Source organism: Streptomyces spongiae (assembly GCF_009377185.1).
GTDB lineage: Bacteria > Actinomycetota > Actinomycetes > Streptomycetales > Streptomycetaceae > Streptomyces > Streptomyces spongiae.
On record NZ_VJZC01000079.1, the window covers coordinates 1 to 17,561 of the forward strand.

Below are 17,561 nucleotides of genomic sequence, written 5' to 3' on the forward strand. Positions count from 1 at the left end.
GGGGCGTAGCCCCCAGGGATGGGACGGGTAGGGGCGGCGGGGGCGAGGAAACCCCCGGTGGCACCCGGCGCGGCGGACCCGCGCAGAAACGACGATGGCGAGACAGGTTCGCGTTTCCGCGAACCATGCCTCGCCATCGACAACGTGCGCCGCCAGGGACTCGAACCCCGGACCCGCTGATTAAGAGTCAGCTGCTCTAACCAACTGAGCTAGCGGCGCCTGCTGACGTCGTAGACCTTAGCACCCTGATCGGCACGGGGAAAAATCGATATCCGCACGGCCGCGGAGACCGCGGAGCGGGCCGCCCGGACGGCCGCCCACAGCAGAACCTCGGGCCCGGGAAGCCACGGCGTGCGGGTGTCGGGAGCGACGAGCCAGCGGCTCACGACCCGGTCGGCGGAAGCGCTACCGGGCGCGGAGCGCAGGGCCGGAACGGTCACCGCGTCACCGGCGCCGTGGCACAGCAGCGGCGGTACGGCCCCCGTTCTGCCCGGCGAACCCCACTCCTCCCACGCCATGAGCGAGGGCAGTCGCTGGGCGGTGCCGGGCGAGGCGAAGAGGAGCATGCGGCCGCCGTACGCGGCCACGGGCCCCGAGCCCGGACCCTCGTCCCACAGCCGGTCCAGCATCCGCCGCCCGAAGAGCGCCGGCACGCTGACGACGTCGAAGACCGTGCCGCAGGGCAGGACGACCGGTGCGGTGGGCCGCTCCTCCCACAGGGTGAGCGTGCTGCGCGGATACGTTCCTGCCGAGGCAAGCCAGGCCGCCCCCTCCGAGGTGATGTCCGAGACGGTGCTGCCGCCGGGAGCGTCGACGTCGGCGTGGGGGCGCGCGCTCACCGAACGATTCTGCGGATGAAGCGGATGAGTGTGCTTGCTCATGCCGTCCAGATCTACCGGTGGTGAGCACCCGGTTCGGATGGGTTACCGGAAATCGGGACAGGCGGTACGCATGTGGGGTATCTTCCCGCCCGGCATATGCCAGGGTCGTAGCCTCAGGTCATGGTTTCGCGTCGGGGGCAGAGCAGAGCAAGAGCAAGAGCAGCGGAGCAGGTAGCAGGCCCTCGGCCCCTGGCTCAGAGCGTCTCGGGGCCCTGCCCGTCCCGCCCCCGCATCAGGTCCCGGCCGAACTCGACCATCTTCTTCGCGTAGTCCTCGGTCCACTCGGCCCGCTCGGCGATGTCCGCCGGTGTCAGCCGGTCGAAGCGGCGAGGGTCGGCGAGCTGGGCGGCGGCGATCGCCTGGAACTCCACCGCCCGGTCCGCCGCCGCCCGGAACGCGTGCGTCAGCTCCGTCGCACGGGCCAGCAGCGCCCGTGGGTCGTCGATCGACTCCAGGTCGAAGAAGTGCTCCGGGTCGGCGGCAGCCTCCGCGGGCTCGAAGAGCAGGGGCGCGGGGCGTAGCCGCGGTTCGTTCCGACGCGGCGTGGGCTCCGCCATGTCTTCTCCTCCTCGTACGTGTCCGTTGACCCGCCTTGGGGGTGGGCCACCGTCCATTGTCTCGCGCCCGTGCAAGGGGGCGTCGAACCGTGGGCATCAGGGGCCCGGCTTCTCAGGGCCGAAAGGGCACGCGGTGCTCCGCCAGATGCGACAACACCGCGTGGTTCGCCTCCCACCCGTCCGGGAACTTCACCGTCACCCCGAGCTGGACCGGTTCCGTCGACGGATGGTCGTCCAGGAGCGCCGAAACCCCCTCCCGGCAGACCACGACGCACGCGTGCCGGTGCCGGGAGGCCAGCACGCACAGCCGTCCCGTCTCCAGGTGGAACGCCGTCGCGTCCGGGCGGCCGGACAGTGGGTGCAGGACCACCGTCACGTCGTACTCGCGCCCCTGCAGCCGGTTCGCCGTGTCCACGACCACGTCGGTGACTCCGAGGGCGGCCAGCGCGGACCGGACCGCCGCGGCCTGGTCCCGGTGCGCGGTGCCGACGGCGATCCGGTCGGCGGTCAGGGGTACGGGCTCGTCCGACCGTTCGGAGGTCGCCGCGCCGCCCCGGTCCAGCAGCCGCCGTACGACCTGCGCGACGGCCCGCACCGCCTCCGGGTCGGTGCGGGGCGTGTGCCGCGCGGGGAGCTCCAGCAGGCCCCAGCCCGACTCGGCGGCCTCGTCGATGACCCGGTCGGGACCCGAACCGTCCGACGGGACGGCGAAGGTGAGCCCCCGGTCGCCGTGGTCCGTGCCGCTGCGGAAGGGCGTGTACGGGTAGAAGGCGTCGGAGACGAGGGGCGCGGCGGACGCCGGGAGCCGCCACGACACCGGCAGGCGGTGCTGCGGGAGCTGCGGATTGTGGGCCAGGAGTGTCGTGACCGCCGAGGCCGACGGGTCGTACGACAGCCCCGCCCACTGCTCGCTGCCCACGATCGCGAACGGGTCCAGCTGCCCCGGGTCGCCCACGAACAGCGCCCGCTCGAACAGTCCCGCCACGGCGAGCAGCGCGTCCGACCGCATCTGGTACGCCTCGTCGACGATGGCGTGACCCCACGGCTCGACGCCCTTGACGTGCGCCCATTTGGCGGCCGTCGAGATCACGACGTCGAGGCCGGTGAGATCGGCCGCCTTGGTCGACTTGCGGACGTTCGGCAGGTCGTCGAGCGCCTTGTCGTACGGGTCGGTGTCGCTGCTGTGCAGCCGGCCGACCGGCAACTCGGCGTCCTTCTCCGCCAGCCGCAGCACCAGGTCGTCGACCTGGGCGTTCGTCTGCGCGATGATCATCAACGGGCGCCCGGCGGAGGCGAGTTCGAGCGCGGCGCGCACGACCAGGGTCGACTTCCCGGCGCCGGGCGGCGAGTCGACGACGACTCCGCGGTGCGTGCCGTGCAGGGTGTCGCGCAGGATCGCGTCGGTGGCACGGCCGGCCGCGGCACCGGGGTCGAACACCGAGCCGACGTTCGCGGTCGCGGTCTCGGGCTCGGTCACAGGAGGTCCTCTTCGGTCGGCGGATCCGGCTGCTCCGGCAGGGGTACGGCCTCGGGATCGCCCGGCGGGCCGCCGTGGGTCCACGGGGTCTCCTCCGGGTCGGGCAGCTTCGCGCCGCCCCGCTGGTCGTGCTCGAAGAGCGTGAAGCAGACGGGGTCGCCCTTCTCCGGCACCGAGCCCTCCTCCGGCTCCTTGCCGCGGCCCATCTTGTCGACGATCCGCAGGACGAGGAGGTCGCCGCCCTCGGGCCCGTCGTACCCCACGAACTCGGCGGCCTGCGGTTTTCCGCCGAGCGAGCGGTACACCTTCGTGCGCTCCCCGAGGTGCGGCCGGTCGTCCGTACGGACCGTGACGAGGGGGCGCGGGCTGGGCCGCTTGCTCTCGCTGTAGGCCATCACCACGTCCGTGACCTCGCCCGCGAAGGCTTCCCCGGCGAGGCGGCGGCCGGCCATCACGAGCGGGTCGTCGAGGGCTTCCTGGGCGTCGAGACGGGCCTGTTCGCGCTCGCGCGTGGCCAGCTTGTTCGCCGCGGTGACCGCGTCGTCGCGGCGCGGCTGCGGGGGCTCGCCGGCGACGACCCGGTCCCGGTGGCCGGTGAACGACCAGCGGTCGCGGGTCCACCGGTCGGCGACACGGGCACCCTCGGGCAGCTTCCGCAGCAGGTCCAGGCCGTGCCACACCGCGTCCCAGGTGGGGCGGGTGCGGCTCTCGACCAGGGCGCGGATCTCCCGCTCGGCGGCGGTGAGGTCACCGAGCCGGTCGTCCGCCTCCAGACCGTCCTCGGCGGCGGCGAGCGCGGCCCGCGCGCGGTCGTAGCGCTCGATGGCCGGGGCCAGCAGTTTGTTGTCGAACGCCGGGTCGGTGGCGGGACCGGCCGGCGGGCACAGCAACTGGCCGTCGGCGTCCCGCGCGAGCTCGGCCCGCCGCGCCGCCGCGTCGCCCGTCTCGCCCTCCGGCGGGTCGATCCACGCGAGCAGTGCCCCGAGGTGCTGGTCCTCGACGCTCGACTGCCCGGTGGCCCAGTGCCGCGTCAGCAGGTCGGTGAGGGCGAGGAGGAGCGAGGAGCCGGGCACGCGCGCCCGCTCCCCGAAGTGCGTGAGCCACCGCCCGAGCAGCGGCACCCGGGGCGGTGCCGGATGGGGCGCCTCCGGCTCCTGCTCGGCGGTGCGCCTGAACCGCATGGACCGCCCGAGCAGTCGTACGAAGTCGATGCCCGTGCGGCTCGGCAGGATCAGCTGCGGGGCGTCCGTGCACAGGTCGACCTCGACCTTGACGCGCTTGCCGGTCTCGGGGTCGGTCTCGCTGCGCTCGGCCGCCTCCACGACGTCGCCGTACGCGTCCACGTACGGCAGGACGATGTCCGCGAGCTCGGCGAGGAACGCGAACCGCAGGTCCCGGTCGCGGGGCTGTGGCACCACGAGTAGCCGGGGCGCGTCCCGGTCCGTGCCGACGAGCGCACCGAGAGGGGCCCCGGCCTCACCGGCGGTGATGAGCGGCACGAGGACGAGCGGGCGCTCGGACAGATGCCGGTGCCGGACGGTGGCGGCGGGCTGGGCACGGCCGGAGCGGACGGCTTCCAGCCGGGAGAGAGTCGCGATCAGGGACATGTGCCCTCCCGGCGGGTGGCCGCCGACGTGCGGATGGTGGCCGACGTGCGGATGGCCGTCAACGTGATGGTGCTCGGCACGACGGTCCGGAGCGGTGGTCTGATGGGCGCGGGCCGTGTGTGGCTTGTCGCGCAGTTCCCCGCGCCCCTGAAAAGCCCCAGCCGAGTGAGCTGCGCGGTTAGTGACACGGGCCACCCTCCCGGCGCGCGGCGGCGCCCAGCGCCTCCGCCCGCAGCTCCGCTGCTCTCCGCAGGGCGGCCACCGCCGGGTCCTCGGGGTCGCCCGCCGTGCCGTGGGCCGCCGCCAGGACGTCGTCCGCCGTCGTCAGGCCGCCCAGCTCGGCCCGGAGCGACCGGCCCAGGGACGTCACCGCGCCCTCCTCGCGGGAGCGGGTCCGGCAGTGGAAGGCCAGCTCGCAGGCCGCGAGGCACTCGGGGGCGTACGTCGCGGGGAGCGACTCGACGGCCGCGGTCAGCTGTTCCCGGGGGAGGTCGGGGGCGAAGCAGGTGCCCTCGGGGAGGGCGTCGGCGATCTCCTCGATGCGGGTGAGGCGGGTCAACTGCCTGCGCGTGACCGCCCGTTGCTTACGTACGTCGACCGCGGCGGCCGTCGGCAGGTTGGTGAAGTCCTTGGGGCACACGAGCAGCACGCGGTGGCGGACTTCAGGCGCCGGGTCGAGTCGCGCGGCCACCTCCTCCAGCGCCAGCACGTACACCGCGGACTGCCGGGCCGCGGCGCCCACCTTGGCCGGGTCCGCGGAACCGTCCAGCATCGGGAAGGACTTGATCTCGACGACCGTCCACGTCCCGTCGGGGTGCACCACCACGGCGTCCGGCTCCAGGAACGCGGGGGAGCCGGCCACGTCGAGCGCGAGCATGGGGTGGTCGAGGAGCGCCCAGCCGCCGGACTCGGACGCCTCGCGCAGCGCCAGTGCCGTACGGGCCGCGCGTCCCTCGGGGCCGATCGCGGCGAGGTCGGGGACGGCCGCCGCTGCCGGTGGCTCGGCGGAGGGGGCCAGCTTCTCGTGCACCAGCCGCAGCAGCTCCGCGCCGCCGTCCGCCTTGACCCGCGCCTCGAACGCGTTGCCCCGCATGAAGGCGAACTGCGACATACCGAAGGCGGAGGGGGAGCCGAGCGCGCTCGCCAGCGCCGTCTTGTTCACGCCCGCCCCGTCGAGGAGCGCGCGGCGTCTGCAGCCGGGGTTGGCGGCGAGGGCCGCCAGGGCACGGGCGTCCAGCGCCTTGGGCGGGACCTCGGGTCCGCGCAGCTCAGCGAGCCGGTGCCGGAGCGCCGTCCCCCGCGTCCGTGGGGGCGGCACCCGGCTCGGCTCCGGACGTGCGCTGCCGTGGAATTCGCTCACCCGTGGAAGTCTGGCATCCGCCACTGACAATCGGGGCCCGTGCGCCACGCGAGACTTCCGTGACGGGGGTGAACCGACCGGCGAGCCGGGCCCCGAGGGCTTCGCCGAACCTGCCCTCGAACCGCTCCCGGAGCCCCGCCCACATCCGGTTCGCGAGCCTCGTCACCAGCGGGGTCAGCAGCAGGCCGACCCCCATCACGGCGGCGCCCGCCAGCGCGTCGAGGAAGTAGTGGTTGGCGGTGCCCATCACGACGATCGTGGTGATCAGCGGGTACGCGACGGCCGCGACCCGGGCGGTGCGCGTGCCGCCGTACCGCCAGAGGATCACCCCGCACCACAGGGCCCAGCCGACGTGCAGGCTCGGCATCGCCGCGTACTGGTTCGTCATGCCGCCCAGTCCGCGCGGGGCGCTCGCCTCGCCGCCCCACCAGCCGTACGAGCTGTAGTAGGCCATCGTGTCGACGAAGCCGTGCCCGGGGGAGAGGAGGCGGGGCGGGCAGGTCGGGAGGAGGGTGAAGCCGACGAGGCCTATGAGGGTGGACGTCATCAGCCAGGTGCGGGCCTGGCGGTAGAGGTGGCTGCGGGACCTGAAGAGCCATATCAGGATCGCGGGTGTGACCAGGTAGTGCAGGGACGCGTACCAGAAGTCGGCGGGTATGCCGAGCCAGGGTTCGCGGGTGAAGAGACGGTTCAGCGGGTGTTCCGCGTTGAGCCACAGGGCCTTCTCGACGCGCAGGATGGCCAGGCCGTGGTCGACGGCGGTGGAGACGTCGCCGCGGGCGAGGAGCCGGCCCGCCGAGTACAGCGCGTACACGAGCACGATCAGCGGCAGTTCGGTCCACCAGCGGAGCCGGACCTGCGATGCCACCTCGGTACGCGATATATCGGACTGCGGCATCCGATCGCCCTCCCCCATCTGCAACATGTGGCCCCCCGGCCACTGCTTCTGGTGGCCCGCCCGATTTTACGGTGCTTACGAGTGCCCTCTCGGGGCGCCTCATATGTCCTCGGCAACCACTCCGGCGCCTCGGTTGTCGAAGACGCAGAGATCGCCCACGGGGTTGCCCCGTGCAAGCGTGCGCGATGATGGAACGATTCGCCTCTGATTTCTCCAAGCGGGTCCCCGGGGTCGCTTGGCTCGTCGAAAGGCACGCTCCTCATGGCACCGCGCATCCTGTTGGCCCGGCACGGTCAGACCGAATGGTCCCTGGCCGGACGGCACACCGGGAGGACGGACGTGCCCCTGCTGGAGGAGGGACGGCGCGGCGCCAAACTGCTCGGTGAGCGTCTGAACCGGGCGCCCCTGGACGGCCTCCCCGGGGCCGAGGTCCGCACGAGCCCCCTCTCCCGCGCGCGGGAGACCTGTGAGATCGCCGGCTTCGGCGACCGGGCCACCTCCTGGGACACACTCATGGAGTGCGACTACGGCGCGTACGAGGGCCTGACCCCGGCCGAGATCCAGGCCGTGCGCCCCGGCTGGCTCATGTGGCGCGACGGCGTTCCCGAGGGCGAGACCCTGGAGCAGATCTCCGCGCGCGCGGACGAGGCGGTCGCCTGGGCCCGTTCCGCCGACCGTGACGCCCTGATCTTCGCGCACGGCCACATCCTGCGCTCCATAGCCGCCCGTTGGCTGGGCCAGGACATCGGCTTCGCGGCCCGTATCCGCCTGAACCCCACGTCGCTGTCGGTGCTGGGCTGGGCCTACGGGGAGCCGGCGATCGAGTCGTGGAACGACACGGGGCACCTGCCCGCGTAGCCCTCCACCGGCCCTCTTCCAGCCCTCCAGGGGGACGGCTACCTCACGTCATCCGTGGCAGCGCCGCGTGCCGCTCCAGGAACGCCGACACCCCGGACGCGCGCCGGTGCGGCAGCAGCACCCTGGCCGTGCCCGCCAGCATCGTCTGGATGCGGGAGGACTGGACCTCGTCCAGGAGGTCGATGACGTCTATCCCGGCAGCGGCCGCCTCGTCGGGACGCCCCCCGCGCGCGAGGTCGTCGGCGAGTTCGGCCGTGTAGAGGGCGATGTTGCGCGTGAAGTGGGGGTCCTGGAGCCGGGCGGCGTGCCGGGCGTGCCGGGCCGCGCGCGGCCAGTCACCCAGCGTGGACCAGCACTGCGCCTCCAGTCCCTCCAGTTCGGCCTCTCCGTAGAAGGTCATCCACTCCGGGTCGGCGTCCGAAGGGCCCCGCTCGTACAGGGCCTGCGCACGGGCCAGCGCCTGCTCGCACCCCGTGCGGTCGGCCAGTCCGGCCCAGCCCCCGGCTTCCCTGAGCGCGAGCAGCGACATCAGCCGCGGTGAGCCCAGCGGCCGGGCCACCCGCTGCGCGGCCTGCGCCGCCCGCACCGCCTCACGGGGACGGCCCGCGTCGCGCGCGAGGAACGCCGTGTTGCAGAACGCGTGCGCCTCCAGGCCAGGGTCCCCCGCCATCCGGGCCGTCGCGAGCGCCTCCGCGTAGTGCGAGCGCGCGTCGTCGAAGCGGCCCGAGTCGTGTGCGAGCCACCCCACCGAGATGGCGAGTTCCCCGGCGCCCGCGTACAGCCGGTCCGTCGTGGCCTGCCGGGCCGCCCCCGCGTCGAGCAGCGCGTACGCCGTCCGCAGCGGTGCCGCCGCCCTTCGGTACAGCCCGTCCGCCCCGTGCCGGTCGTCGAGCAGGCGGATTCTGCGTACGGCGTCCTCCAGCGCCCCCGCCTCGGTCGTCCCCACCCGGTGCACGGGCCGTCCCGCCGCGGCGGCTGCTCCGCCGAGCGTCAACGGGCCCATTGAGGCGGCCGCCACAGTGGCGGTACCGCCGGTCATGAATGCGCGACGCTGCACGTCGCTCTCCTCGTGGTTCTGGTCTGTTTCTTGCGTGTCATACGGCTCATACGCCCCCTCCGTCTCATGCGGGGCGTACGACAGGTTCTCGGTGTGCGGGAGGGAGCCCCCTTCCGTGGTGCGCGCCCCCCGGCCGCGTACCGCGGAACGAGGAGCGAACCCCAGGTCGGCCAGTGTCCGGCCGGGGAACATGTGCAGGAACACCCGCTCGTACGCATAGTTGGGACAGCGGATCTCCCCCGACTCGACCCGCCCGACGTACCGCGCGTCACAGCTCACCCGCTCGCCGATCTCACGCGCGGCCCGCCGCACCGCGGCCGCGAACTCGCCTGGAGAACGCTGCCCGCGCAGCTTCCGGAAGGCGACGTTCGGCCGTGGTGGCCGCGGGGACTGGGACGAGGTCACCGATGACGACGCCATGGGCGGGCCCTCTCTCGCGAACCGTCGAACCATGCCGGATTCGCGGAGAGTTGTCCGTGTGATGCACGGTTGGTTCCCCGCGTCCGGCGGGGCACGAACGTACTAGCCCGGCGGGGGTCGCCACGCGAGGTTTGGCTACAAACCGGATATCTCCTGCCGGATCCGCCATGAACTGCCATCCTTTGCGGCGCACTTCCGCCGTAGCCGTTGACGATTTGGCGCGTTGGACCACGCGGACCGGGAACCGCCCGAACTCCCGAGTCCCCGCTCGCTGGAGGAGGGGCTTACGTGGTGGAGGCCGGGATGAAACGCATCGAAACCTGCGATCTGGTGACCGTTCCCACCCGGCAGGGCCTGGAGGCGGTCGACATCCTCCGCCGCGGCGCCGTCGACGCGACCGGCCCCGTGCCGCCGACGGTGGGCCCGGTGCTGCACGACGACAGCTGCGACACCCTCGGCTTCCTCGTCCCGCCCGGCACCGCCGACGCCTGGGACATGCCCGGCAGCACGTGTACGCAGTCCGACGGCCAGGGCACGGTCCTCGCCCCCGAGGAGGGCTCCGACTGGTTACTCCCGCCCGGGGAGGCCGACCTCGCGACCGACCCGGCGGTCCTGCGCGCGGCCCTGGGTGAGGCGGCCCGGCTGATCGAGGCGGCGGACAACCGCCGATAGCGCCTCGGACCTGAGCCACCTGCCCGAAGACCCGATAATGGCGGGATGGGCAGGTCACGGAAGGCACGGCGGGAACAGGCAGCCGTGGAGGCCGTCGTCGAGACGGTGGAGGGCGGGCTCGCCGAGCTGATGCCCGACCGGGACCGGGCGCGCGCCTGGACCCTGCTGATCGACGGCGCCCCGCAGTCGCACGTCGACCTCGACGACCCCGCGTACCTGTCCTTCGAGTACCAGCGCCGCCTCGGCCACGTCATCGACCTCGCCGCCCCGCCCGGCAGACCCGTGCACGCCGTGCACCTCGGCGGCGGCGCCTTCACCCTCGCCCGGTACGTCGCCGCCACGCGCCCGCGCTCCACCCAGCAGGTCGTCGAACGTGACGCGGCGCTCGTCCAACTCGTCCGCCGTGAACTGCCGCTGGACCCTGGAGCCCGGATCCGGGTGCGCTCGGTCGACGCTCGCGAAGGACTGGCCAAGGTGCCCGACGGGTGGGCCGACCTGGTCGTCACGGACGTGTTCAGCGGGGCACGGACTCCGGCGCACCTGACGTCCACGGAGTTCCTCGCCGACGTCCGCAGGGCCGTGAAGCCCGGCGGCTGGTACGCGGCCAACCTCGCCGACGGTCCTCCGCTCGCCCACCTGCGCGGTCAGATCGCCACCGCCGCGGCCGTCTTCCCCGAGCTCGCGCTGGTCGCCGACGCGGCCGTGCTACGGGGCAAACGATTCGGCAACGCCGTCCTCGTCGGCTCCGACCGGCCGCTCCCCGTCGCCGAACTCACCCGCCTCGCCGCTTCCGACCCGCACCCCGCCCGCGTCGAACACGGCAGGACGCTCACCGACTTCACGGGCGGCGCGGCTCCGGTGACCGACGCGGCGGCGGTGGCGTCACCGGCACCGCCGCCCTCGGTGTTCCGCTAGCCGGCCCGCACCCCGTCTGCCCGGCTGTCAGTAGTTCTGGATGTCCACCCGCGGCGCGCTGTCGTGCCACGTGCAGAACACCGTCACCCGGTCCGCCCCCGAGGCGAACTCCACCCGGATCCACGCCTCCGTCTTGAAGACCTGCATCGACCAGTCGGAGTCCGGTGTCGCGGAAACGAGCGTCGCGTACGTCCTGTTGAGCGAGAAGACGACGCGGCCGCCCTCCGTGTCGTAGCTCCTGACCTGGCCGGAGGCGGTCGGACTCGGCGACGGGTCGGGCTTCTTGGAGGGTGACGGAGGCGATGACGGGGTCGGGGATGGTGAGGTCGGTGACGGTGTGTCCGGGCGGTTCGTGCGCCGCTTCCCGTCACCGCTCGTCGACGGCTCGGGGCTCGTCGAGGCCGGCGCCGGTGCCTTCGCGTCCCGGTCCGGCGCGCCTTCGGCCGTGATCGGCAGGGCGCGCGGCGGGTCGTACGCGGTGCCCGCCATCACCGAGTGGACACCCCACCACGACAGCGTGACCGCCGCGCCCGTGGTGAGCAGCCAGGCCAGTACGTGGACGAGTCCTCTGCGCATCGCGGCCATACTGCCCCACGAGCCCCACGGGTGTCCCCATGTGCAGGGCGCTGTGGTGGGCGTCGTGGTTGTCCACAGGGAGTTATCCACAGGCCCCAACTGGCCTGGTCCGTATGGCGTACGGTGCGGCGCATGGCAAGTGTGCTCGTGGTCGAGGACGACCAGTTCGTACGCTCGGCGCTGATCCGGCACCTGACCGACGCCTCGCACACCGTGCGCAGCGTCGGTACGGCACTGGAGGCGCTGCGCGAGGTCGCCCATGTCCGTTTCGACCTGGTGATCCTGGACCTCGGACTGCCCGACCTGGACGGGTCCGAGGCACTGAAGATGCTGCGCGGGATCACCGACGTGCCGGTCATCGTCGCCACCGCGCGGGACGACGAGACGGAGGTCGTCCGGCTGCTGAACGCGGGCGCGGACGACTACCTGACCAAGCCGTTCTCGGTCGAGCACCTGTCCGCGCGCATGGCGGCGGTCCTGCGCAGGGCCCGCTCGGGCGCCGGCGACGTACCGCCGTCGGCGGTGATCCGGGTCGGCGGCCTCGCCATCGATCCCCTGCGCCGAGAGGCCGAACTGGACGGCGCACGACTGGACCTGACACGGCGTGAGTTCGACCTCCTCGCGTTCCTCGCCGGGCGGCCCGGTGTGGTCGTGGCCCGCAAGGAGCTGCTGGCCGAGGTGTGGCAGCTGTCGTACGGGGACGACCAGACCATCGACGTCCATCTGTCGTGGCTGCGGCGGAAGTTGGGCGAGACGGCGGCCAAGCCGCGCTATCTGCACACCCTGCGCGGGGTCGGTGTGAAGCTGGAGCCACCGGGGGCGGAGCGGTTGCCATGAGGTGGGCACTGGTCAAGGTGTGCGTGGCGGTGACCGCGATGGTCGTCGTCGCCTTCGCCGTGCCCCTCGGACTGGTCATCAGAGAGCTGGCGCGCGACCGGGCGTTCTCGAACGCCGAGCGGGAGGCCGCCGCGGTCGCGCCCGCGCTGTCCATCACCACCGACCGGGACCAGTTGGAGCGCGTCGTCGCCTCCGCGGGCTCGGACGACGGGATGGCCGTGCACATACCGGCGGGCGACGGCGAGCAGGCCGTCGACCTCGGCCGGCAGCGCGCCTCCGACGCGGACGTCGCCACCGTCCGCGGACTGGGCCGCGCCTCCACCACGGAGGTGCCCGGCGGCTTCACCCTGCTCCAGCCCACCGCGATCGGCTCCGGCGCGATAGCCGTCGTCGAGGTCTACGTCCCTCAGGCCGAGGTCGGTAACGGCGTGGCCACGGCGTGGGCGGTGCTCTCCGGAGTGGGTCTCGCGCTGATCGTCGGTTCGGTCGCGGTGGCCGACCGGCTCGGCGTCCGCATGGTCAAGCCCGCACAGCGCCTGGTCGAGAGCGCGCACGAACTGGGGGAGGGGAAGCTCGGGGCGCGGGTCCCCGAGGAGGGGCCGAAGGAGCTGCGGCTGGCGGCGACGGCGTTCAACTCGATGGCCGACCAGGTGGTCCAGCTGCTGGCGAACGAGCGGGAGCTGGCGGCCGACCTGTCCCACCGGCTGCGGACACCGCTGACCGTGCTGCGGCTGAACGCGGCCTCACTGGGCGACGGCCCGGCGGCCGAGCAGACCAGGGCCGCCGTCGAGCAGCTGGAGCGCGAGGTCGACACGATCATCCGTACGGCGCGGGAGGCCAAGCCGCAGACGGCGGCTCCCGGTCCCGGCGCCGGGTGCGACGCGGCGGAGGTCGTCCGTGAGCGCATGGCGTTCTGGTCGGCGCTCGCGGAGGACGAGGGGCGGAAGGTACGGGTCGCGGGAGTGGAGCGCCCCGTCCGCATACCCGTGGCCCGCGCCGACCTGGCCGCCGCGCTCGACGCCCTGCTCGGCAACGTCTTCCGGCACACGCCCGAGGGCACGGCCTTCGCGGTCGACGTGCACAACGGCGAGGACGCGGTGATCGTGCTGGTGTCCGACGCGGGCCCCGGGATACCGGACCCGGAGGCGGCGATGGCGCGCGGGCGCGGCTCCGGAAGCGACGGCTCGACCGGGCTCGGCCTGGACATCGTGCGGCGGCTCGCCGAGTCGACGGGCGGTGACGTGCGGATCGGTTCGTCGGTGCTGGGCGGGACCGAGGTGCGGATCTGGATCCAGCTGGACGGGGGCGCTCGGACGCCGCTGGGCCGAGGGCACCGCGGGGCGATGCGACGCCGCGGGATCTTCAGATTGGTCTAGCTCGGTCCAGCTCGGTCCAGCTCGGTCCAGCTCGGTCCAGCTCGGTCCTCCAGGCCCTCAACCCGACGGCCCGAGGCCCGGGGGCCCGAAGGCTCAGGGCCCGATGCGTGTTATTTCGGCCACTCCCAGGTGATCGACAAGGCTGTTTCCAGCCGCGGAACTCCAGCCGGAATCCGCGGAGAGTAGCCCCGGGTGGCACCCGGGCGGCCCTCGGGCGGACGCCGAGCGGGAGTGAGGGGTCTCCTGAGTGCGTCGGTTACGTTTCGACAAACGACATCTTCGGCTCTTGACGCATGACCGGACATACGGCTGTTATGGCGCCCACGCTGTTCGGTCAAGTTGATTTCTGGTCGTTTTCGATCAGTCTCAATGACCCTCCCTGGCCGAACCCTGCCCCAGGAGCCGTTCATGCACGACCTCACCCCCTCTGGTCTCTCCGTCCCGGGTCCCAGCCGTCGCACCCTGCTGCGCGGTGTCGGCGGTGCCGCCGCCCTCGGCGCGGGCATACCCCTGCTGTCGGCCTGTGGCGGCAGCGGATCGTCCGCCTCCGACACGAAGACCGTCACCCTCGGCTCCAACGCGTCGGACGCGGTGCCGAAGAAGGCGTTCGCGAGCGTCTACACGGCCTTCCAGAAGCAGTCCGGGATCACCGTGAAGGTGAACACCAAGGACCACAACACCTTCCAGGAGCAGATCAACTCCTATCTGCAGGGCACGCCGGACGACGTGTTCAACTGGTTCGCCGGTTACCGCATGCAGTTCTTCGCGTCCAAGGGCCTCGCCAGCCCGATCGACGACGTGTGGGAGAAGATCGGGGGCAACTTCCCCGAGGCGATGAAGAAGCTCAGCAAGGGCGCGGACGGCAAGTACTACTTCGTGCCGCTGACCACGTACCCGTGGGCGATCTTCTACCGCAAGAGCGTCTTCCAGCAGCACGGCTACGAGGTGCCCACCACCTGGGACGAGCTGGTCGCCCTGTGCAAGCAGATGAAGAAGGACGGCCTGGTCCCGATCGCCTTCGGCGACAAGGACGCCTGGCCGGCGATGGGCACCTTCGACCAGATCAACTTCCGCCTCAACGGCTACGACTTCCACGTCCAGCTGATGGCGGGCAAGGCATCCTGGACGGACGCCAAGGTCAAGGCCGTCTTCGACCACTGGTCGGAGCTGCTGCCCTACCACCAGGACGGCTTCATGGGCCGCACCTGGCAGGACGCCGCCCAGACCCTGGTGTCGAAGAAGGCCGGCATGTACCTGCTGGGCTCCTTCGTGGCGCAGCAGTTCACCAACAAGGCCGACCTCGACGACCTCGACTTCTTCGCCTTCCCGGAGATCAACTCCGCGTACGGCCAGGACACCGTCGAGGCGCCCACCGACGGCTTCATGGTCAGCAAGTCCCCGAAGAACCACGACGGGGTGGTGAAGCTGCTGGAGTACCTGGGCAGCCCGGCGGCCGAGGAGCTCTACCTCAAGGGCGACCCGAGCGTGGTGGCCGCCTCCAACAAGGCCTCCACTTCCGCGTACTCGGCGCTGCAGAAGAAGGCGTTCGAGATGATCGGCGGCGCCAAGAGCCTCACCCAGTTCATGGACCGCGACTCGCGGCCGGACTTCACCTCCACCGTGATGCAGCCCGGTCTGCAGAAGTTCCTCCAGAACCCCAAGGGCGTCGACAGCCTGCTGTCCTCGATCGAGCGCCAGAAGAAGACGATCTTCGCCTCCTGATGACCTCCGAGACGACCAGCAAGAGCCCGGAGGCGGCCGCCGTGCCGCCCCCGGGCGCCTCGCGTGAGAAGAAGCGGGTCCCGCAGGGGCACAGGCGCCTGCTGACCCGCCGCGACCGCGTCACGCTCGCCTTCATGGCGGGCGTGCCCACGGTCCTGCACGTGGCCCTCGTCTGGGTCACCGCCCTCGCCTCGATCGCCCTGGCCTTCACCACCTGGGACGGCATCGGCTTCGACTCGATCAAGTGGGTCGGCCTGGACAACTTCCGTCAGTTGTTCACCGACAACCCGCAGTTCTGGCCCGCCGTCGAGCACAACGTCATCTGGTTCGTCGTGCTCATCCTGATCCCCACGCCGATGGGCCTGTTCCTGGCTGTGCAGCTGGACAAGCGGATCCGCTTCAGCCGCGTCTACCAGACCGCGTTCTTCCTGCCGGTCGTGGTGTCGCTGGCGGTCACCGGTTTCGTCTGGCAGCTCGTCTACAACCCCGACACCGGCCTGATCAACAGCCTCATCGGCGCCAACAAACCCGGCCACTACATCGACTGGATCGGCAACCCGGACCTCAACCTGTGGGCCGTCCTGGTCGCCGCGTCCTGGCGGCACACCGGCTACATGATGATCCTCTACCTGGCCGGCCTGAAGGGCGTCGACCCCTCGCTCAGGGAGGCGTCCGCACTCGACGGCGCCAACGAGTGGCAGACGTTCAAGAACGTCATCTTCCCCACCCTGCGGCCCACCAACACGGTCGTCCTGGTCGTCACCATCATCGAGGCCCTGCGCGCCTTCGACCTGGTCTTCGTCTTCAACAAGGGCGCCCAGGGCACCGAACTGCTGTCGATCCTGATCACCAACAACATCATCGGCGAGTCCAGCCGCATCGGATACGGCTCCGCGATCGCCGTCGTCCTGCTGGTCATCTCCCTCGCGGTCATCATCCCGTACCTGATCGCGACCTTCCGGAAGGAGCGGCGCGCATGAGCACAGCCCTCATGGTGAAAAAGCGCACCCCGGTCCGCCCCGCCCGGATCCTGCTGCACGTCTTCCTGGCCGGCACCGCGCTGGCCTGGCTCGCCCCGCTGCTCTGGGCGATCTTCGCGGCCCTGCGCCCGTACGCGGAGACCAGCAACAAGGGCTATGTCTCCTGGCCGGACAAGCTGACCTTCGACAACTTCACCAACGCGTACCAGCAGTCGGACATGCTGCACTACTTCGGCAACACGCTGATCATCGCGGTCCCGGCCGTGCTGCTGACGCTGCTGCTGGCCTCGATGGTCGCCTTCTATGTCAGCCGCTTCGACTTCCGGCTCAACATCTTCCTGCTGCTGGTCTTCACGGCCGGCAACCTGCTCCCGCAGCAGGTCATCATCACCCCCCTGTACCGCCTCTACCTGCTCATCGACCTGCCCGGCATCACGATGAGCGGCAAGCTGTACGACTCCGCGCTCGGACTCGTGTTGATCCACATGGCGTTCCAGTCCGGCTTCTGCGCCTTCGTGCTGAGCAACTACATGCGGATGCTCCCGCACGAGCTCACCGAGGCCGCCCTCGTCGACGGCGCCTCGGTGTGGCGGCAGTACTGGCAGATCGTGCTGCCGCTGTGCAAGCCCGCGATGGCGGCCCTGGCGACCCTGCTGTCCATCTGGATCTACAACGACTTCTTCTGGGCCATCGTGCTGATCTCCACCGGCGAGAACATGCCGATCACCTCGGCCCTGAACAACCTCTCCGGCCAGTACTTCACCGACCCCAACCTCGTCGCCGCAGGCGCCCTCCTGACCGCCATCCCGACCCTGATCGTCTACTTCCTGCTCCAGCGCCAGTTCGTCAGCGGTCTGACCCTGGGCGCCAACAAGGGCTGACGCCCGCACACCGCTTCGCCGGTCCGAGCCTCCTAGCCGGCGGGCACCCACACGCTCTTGGGGGTGAAGGAACCGAAGCTGCCCAGGCTGGAGTTGCCAGGCACCGGGTAGGGCTCGCCGCGGCAGTCGTCGTTGGCGAACATGGCCGCATGACCGCTGTGGGTGTTGATCGCCGACTGGGCGCGGCCGCCCCAGCCGTGGTCCACCAAGCTGACACAGACACCACCCGGGCCGGACGAGCTGACCGCGAACCGCTCGCCGGTGAAGGTCGTGCCCGCGTAGAGACACAAGGAGCCGCTGGAGGGGCACTCCGCGGCGCTCGTCACGCGTGCCTCGGAAGAGTCAGCGGTGGCCGGACCGGCCAGGAGAACGAGCGGCGTCGTCAGCGCGGCGCCGACGAGCAGGGGCCATGCCCGTCGGGGGCGGGTGACGGCGGGGCCTGCGGAATCGGTCTTCTTCTGTAACACGGCCTGACTACAGCTCCTTC

The 17,561-nt window shown here is 71.7% G+C and carries 17 protein-coding genes and 1 tRNA gene; 8 read left to right on the forward strand and 10 right to left on the reverse strand.

The features are described from left to right. Positions 1 to 145 precede the first annotated feature (145 nt). From FNH08_RS14390 to FNH08_RS14420, 7 genes are all read right to left on the reverse strand, one after another. Positions 146 to 219: transfer RNA gene (locus FNH08_RS14390), tRNA-Lys, on the reverse strand. Beyond that, positions 210 to 839 carry a bifunctional DNA primase/polymerase gene (locus FNH08_RS14395; RefSeq protein ID WP_322724481.1) on the reverse strand — a complete coding sequence of 210 codons (630 nt, stop codon included), beginning with the start codon at positions 837 to 839 and terminating at the stop codon, positions 210 to 212. Before FNH08_RS14395 ends, FNH08_RS14390 begins: the two co-directional genes overlap by 10 nt. Before the next feature lie 236 nt (positions 840 to 1,075). Beyond that, positions 1,076 to 1,438: a hypothetical protein gene (locus FNH08_RS14400; RefSeq protein ID WP_152771869.1), complete on the reverse strand. Its 363-nt coding sequence runs from the start codon at positions 1,436 to 1,438 to the stop codon at positions 1,076 to 1,078. Between the two features lie 112 nt (positions 1,439 to 1,550). After that, positions 1,551 to 2,915, reverse strand: coding sequence for an AAA domain-containing protein (locus tag FNH08_RS14405; protein WP_322724482.1), 1,365 nt, complete (start codon positions 2,913 to 2,915; stop codon positions 1,551 to 1,553). Further along, the gene (locus FNH08_RS14410; protein ID WP_152771870.1) at positions 2,912 to 4,522 is read right to left on the reverse strand and encodes a hypothetical protein; all 1,611 of its coding nucleotides are present in this window, start codon (positions 4,520 to 4,522) and stop codon (positions 2,912 to 2,914) included. The genes FNH08_RS14405 and FNH08_RS14410 overlap by 4 nt, the downstream gene beginning before the upstream one ends. A gap of 178 nt (positions 4,523 to 4,700) precedes the next feature. Beyond that, positions 4,701 to 5,840: a hypothetical protein gene (locus FNH08_RS14415; protein WP_322724487.1), complete on the reverse strand. Its 1,140-nt coding sequence runs from the start codon at positions 5,838 to 5,840 to the stop codon at positions 4,701 to 4,703. After that, entirely contained in the window at positions 5,791 to 6,780 is a 990-nt protein-coding gene (locus FNH08_RS14420; RefSeq protein WP_152771871.1) for a phosphatase PAP2 family protein, read from the reverse strand. The genes FNH08_RS14415 and FNH08_RS14420 overlap by 50 nt, the downstream gene beginning before the upstream one ends. Before the next feature lie 261 nt (positions 6,781 to 7,041). Between FNH08_RS14420 and FNH08_RS14425 the strand changes: the two genes are divergently transcribed. Beyond that, complete coding sequence (locus tag FNH08_RS14425) at positions 7,042 to 7,638, forward strand: histidine phosphatase family protein (protein ID WP_152771872.1); 597 nt, start codon at positions 7,042 to 7,044, stop codon at positions 7,636 to 7,638. A 43-nt stretch (positions 7,639 to 7,681) separates the two neighbouring features. Here the strand turns inward: FNH08_RS14425 and FNH08_RS14430 are convergent, their stop codons facing one another. Continuing rightward, positions 7,682 to 9,115: a hypothetical protein gene (locus FNH08_RS14430; protein ID WP_152771873.1), complete on the reverse strand. Its 1,434-nt coding sequence runs from the start codon at positions 9,113 to 9,115 to the stop codon at positions 7,682 to 7,684. A 303-nt stretch (positions 9,116 to 9,418) separates the two neighbouring features. On the opposite strand from FNH08_RS14430, the gene FNH08_RS14435 reads away from it, so the two are divergent. Further along, positions 9,419 to 9,787 carry a hypothetical protein gene (locus FNH08_RS14435; RefSeq protein WP_152771874.1) on the forward strand — a complete coding sequence of 123 codons (369 nt, stop codon included), beginning with the start codon at positions 9,419 to 9,421 and terminating at the stop codon, positions 9,785 to 9,787. 45 nt (positions 9,788 to 9,832) lie between these two features. Then, positions 9,833 to 10,702: a spermidine synthase gene (locus FNH08_RS14440; protein ID WP_152771875.1), complete on the forward strand. Its 870-nt coding sequence runs from the start codon at positions 9,833 to 9,835 to the stop codon at positions 10,700 to 10,702. A gap of 27 nt (positions 10,703 to 10,729) precedes the next feature. On the opposite strand, the gene FNH08_RS14445 is transcribed toward FNH08_RS14440, so the two are convergent. Further along, positions 10,730 to 11,278, reverse strand: a complete 549-nt coding sequence (locus tag FNH08_RS14445; protein ID WP_152771876.1) for a hypothetical protein — start codon at positions 11,276 to 11,278, stop codon at positions 10,730 to 10,732. 132 nt (positions 11,279 to 11,410) lie between these two features. Here FNH08_RS14445 and FNH08_RS14450 point away from each other — a divergent pair, with 132 nt between their 5' ends. From FNH08_RS14450 to FNH08_RS14470, 5 genes are all read left to right on the forward strand, one after another. Then, a complete protein-coding gene (locus FNH08_RS14450; RefSeq protein WP_152771877.1) occupies positions 11,411 to 12,115 on the forward strand; it encodes a response regulator transcription factor in 705 nt (234 codons plus the stop codon). Next, positions 12,112 to 13,491 carry a HAMP domain-containing sensor histidine kinase gene (locus tag FNH08_RS14455; RefSeq protein WP_152771878.1) on the forward strand — a complete coding sequence of 460 codons (1,380 nt, stop codon included), beginning with the start codon at positions 12,112 to 12,114 and terminating at the stop codon, positions 13,489 to 13,491. Before FNH08_RS14450 ends, FNH08_RS14455 begins: the two co-directional genes overlap by 4 nt. A 408-nt stretch (positions 13,492 to 13,899) precedes the next feature. Then, positions 13,900 to 15,213 carry an ABC transporter substrate-binding protein gene (locus FNH08_RS14460; RefSeq protein WP_152771879.1) on the forward strand — a complete coding sequence of 438 codons (1,314 nt, stop codon included), beginning with the start codon at positions 13,900 to 13,902 and terminating at the stop codon, positions 15,211 to 15,213. Then, the gene (locus tag FNH08_RS14465; protein WP_152771880.1) at positions 15,213 to 16,193 is read left to right on the forward strand and encodes a carbohydrate ABC transporter permease; all 981 of its coding nucleotides are present in this window, start codon (positions 15,213 to 15,215) and stop codon (positions 16,191 to 16,193) included. The genes FNH08_RS14460 and FNH08_RS14465 overlap by 1 nt, the downstream gene beginning before the upstream one ends. Continuing rightward, positions 16,190 to 17,074 (forward strand): carbohydrate ABC transporter permease, encoded by an 885-nt coding sequence (locus FNH08_RS14470; RefSeq protein ID WP_152771881.1) that lies wholly within the window; start codon positions 16,190 to 16,192, stop codon positions 17,072 to 17,074. The genes FNH08_RS14465 and FNH08_RS14470 overlap by 4 nt, the downstream gene beginning before the upstream one ends. 32 nt (positions 17,075 to 17,106) lie before the next feature. On the opposite strand, the gene FNH08_RS14475 is transcribed toward FNH08_RS14470, so the two are convergent. After that, complete coding sequence (locus FNH08_RS14475; RefSeq protein WP_152771882.1) at positions 17,107 to 17,541, reverse strand: peptidase inhibitor family I36 protein; 435 nt, start codon at positions 17,539 to 17,541, stop codon at positions 17,107 to 17,109. Positions 17,542 to 17,561: the final 20 nt, after the last annotated feature.

Excerpts from the sequence above, each read along its gene's own strand:
- FNH08_RS14400 (WP_152771869.1), bottom strand. The coding sequence starts at position 1,438 with ATGGCGGAGCCCACGCCGCGTCGGAACGAACCGCGGCTACGCCCCGCG.
- FNH08_RS14410 (WP_152771870.1), bottom strand. The coding sequence starts at position 4,522 with ATGTCCCTGATCGCGACTCTCTCCCGGCTGGAAGCCGTCCGCTCCGGC.
- FNH08_RS14420 (WP_152771871.1), bottom strand. The coding sequence starts at position 6,780 with ATGCCGCAGTCCGATATATCGCGTACCGAGGTGGCATCGCAGGTCCGG.
- FNH08_RS14425 (WP_152771872.1), top strand. The coding sequence starts at position 7,042 with ATGGCACCGCGCATCCTGTTGGCCCGGCACGGTCAGACCGAATGGTCC.
- FNH08_RS14430 (WP_152771873.1), bottom strand. The coding sequence starts at position 9,115 with ATGGCGTCGTCATCGGTGACCTCGTCCCAGTCCCCGCGGCCACCACGG.
- FNH08_RS14435 (WP_152771874.1), top strand. The coding sequence starts at position 9,419 with ATGAAACGCATCGAAACCTGCGATCTGGTGACCGTTCCCACCCGGCAG.
- FNH08_RS14440 (WP_152771875.1), top strand. The coding sequence starts at position 9,833 with ATGGGCAGGTCACGGAAGGCACGGCGGGAACAGGCAGCCGTGGAGGCC.
- FNH08_RS14445 (WP_152771876.1), bottom strand. The coding sequence starts at position 11,278 with ATGCGCAGAGGACTCGTCCACGTACTGGCCTGGCTGCTCACCACGGGC.
- FNH08_RS14450 (WP_152771877.1), top strand. The coding sequence starts at position 11,411 with ATGGCAAGTGTGCTCGTGGTCGAGGACGACCAGTTCGTACGCTCGGCG.
- FNH08_RS14455 (WP_152771878.1), top strand. The coding sequence starts at position 12,112 with ATGAGGTGGGCACTGGTCAAGGTGTGCGTGGCGGTGACCGCGATGGTC.
- FNH08_RS14460 (WP_152771879.1), top strand. The coding sequence starts at position 13,900 with ATGCACGACCTCACCCCCTCTGGTCTCTCCGTCCCGGGTCCCAGCCGT.
- FNH08_RS14465 (WP_152771880.1), top strand. The coding sequence starts at position 15,213 with ATGACCTCCGAGACGACCAGCAAGAGCCCGGAGGCGGCCGCCGTGCCG.
- FNH08_RS14470 (WP_152771881.1), top strand. The coding sequence starts at position 16,190 with ATGAGCACAGCCCTCATGGTGAAAAAGCGCACCCCGGTCCGCCCCGCC.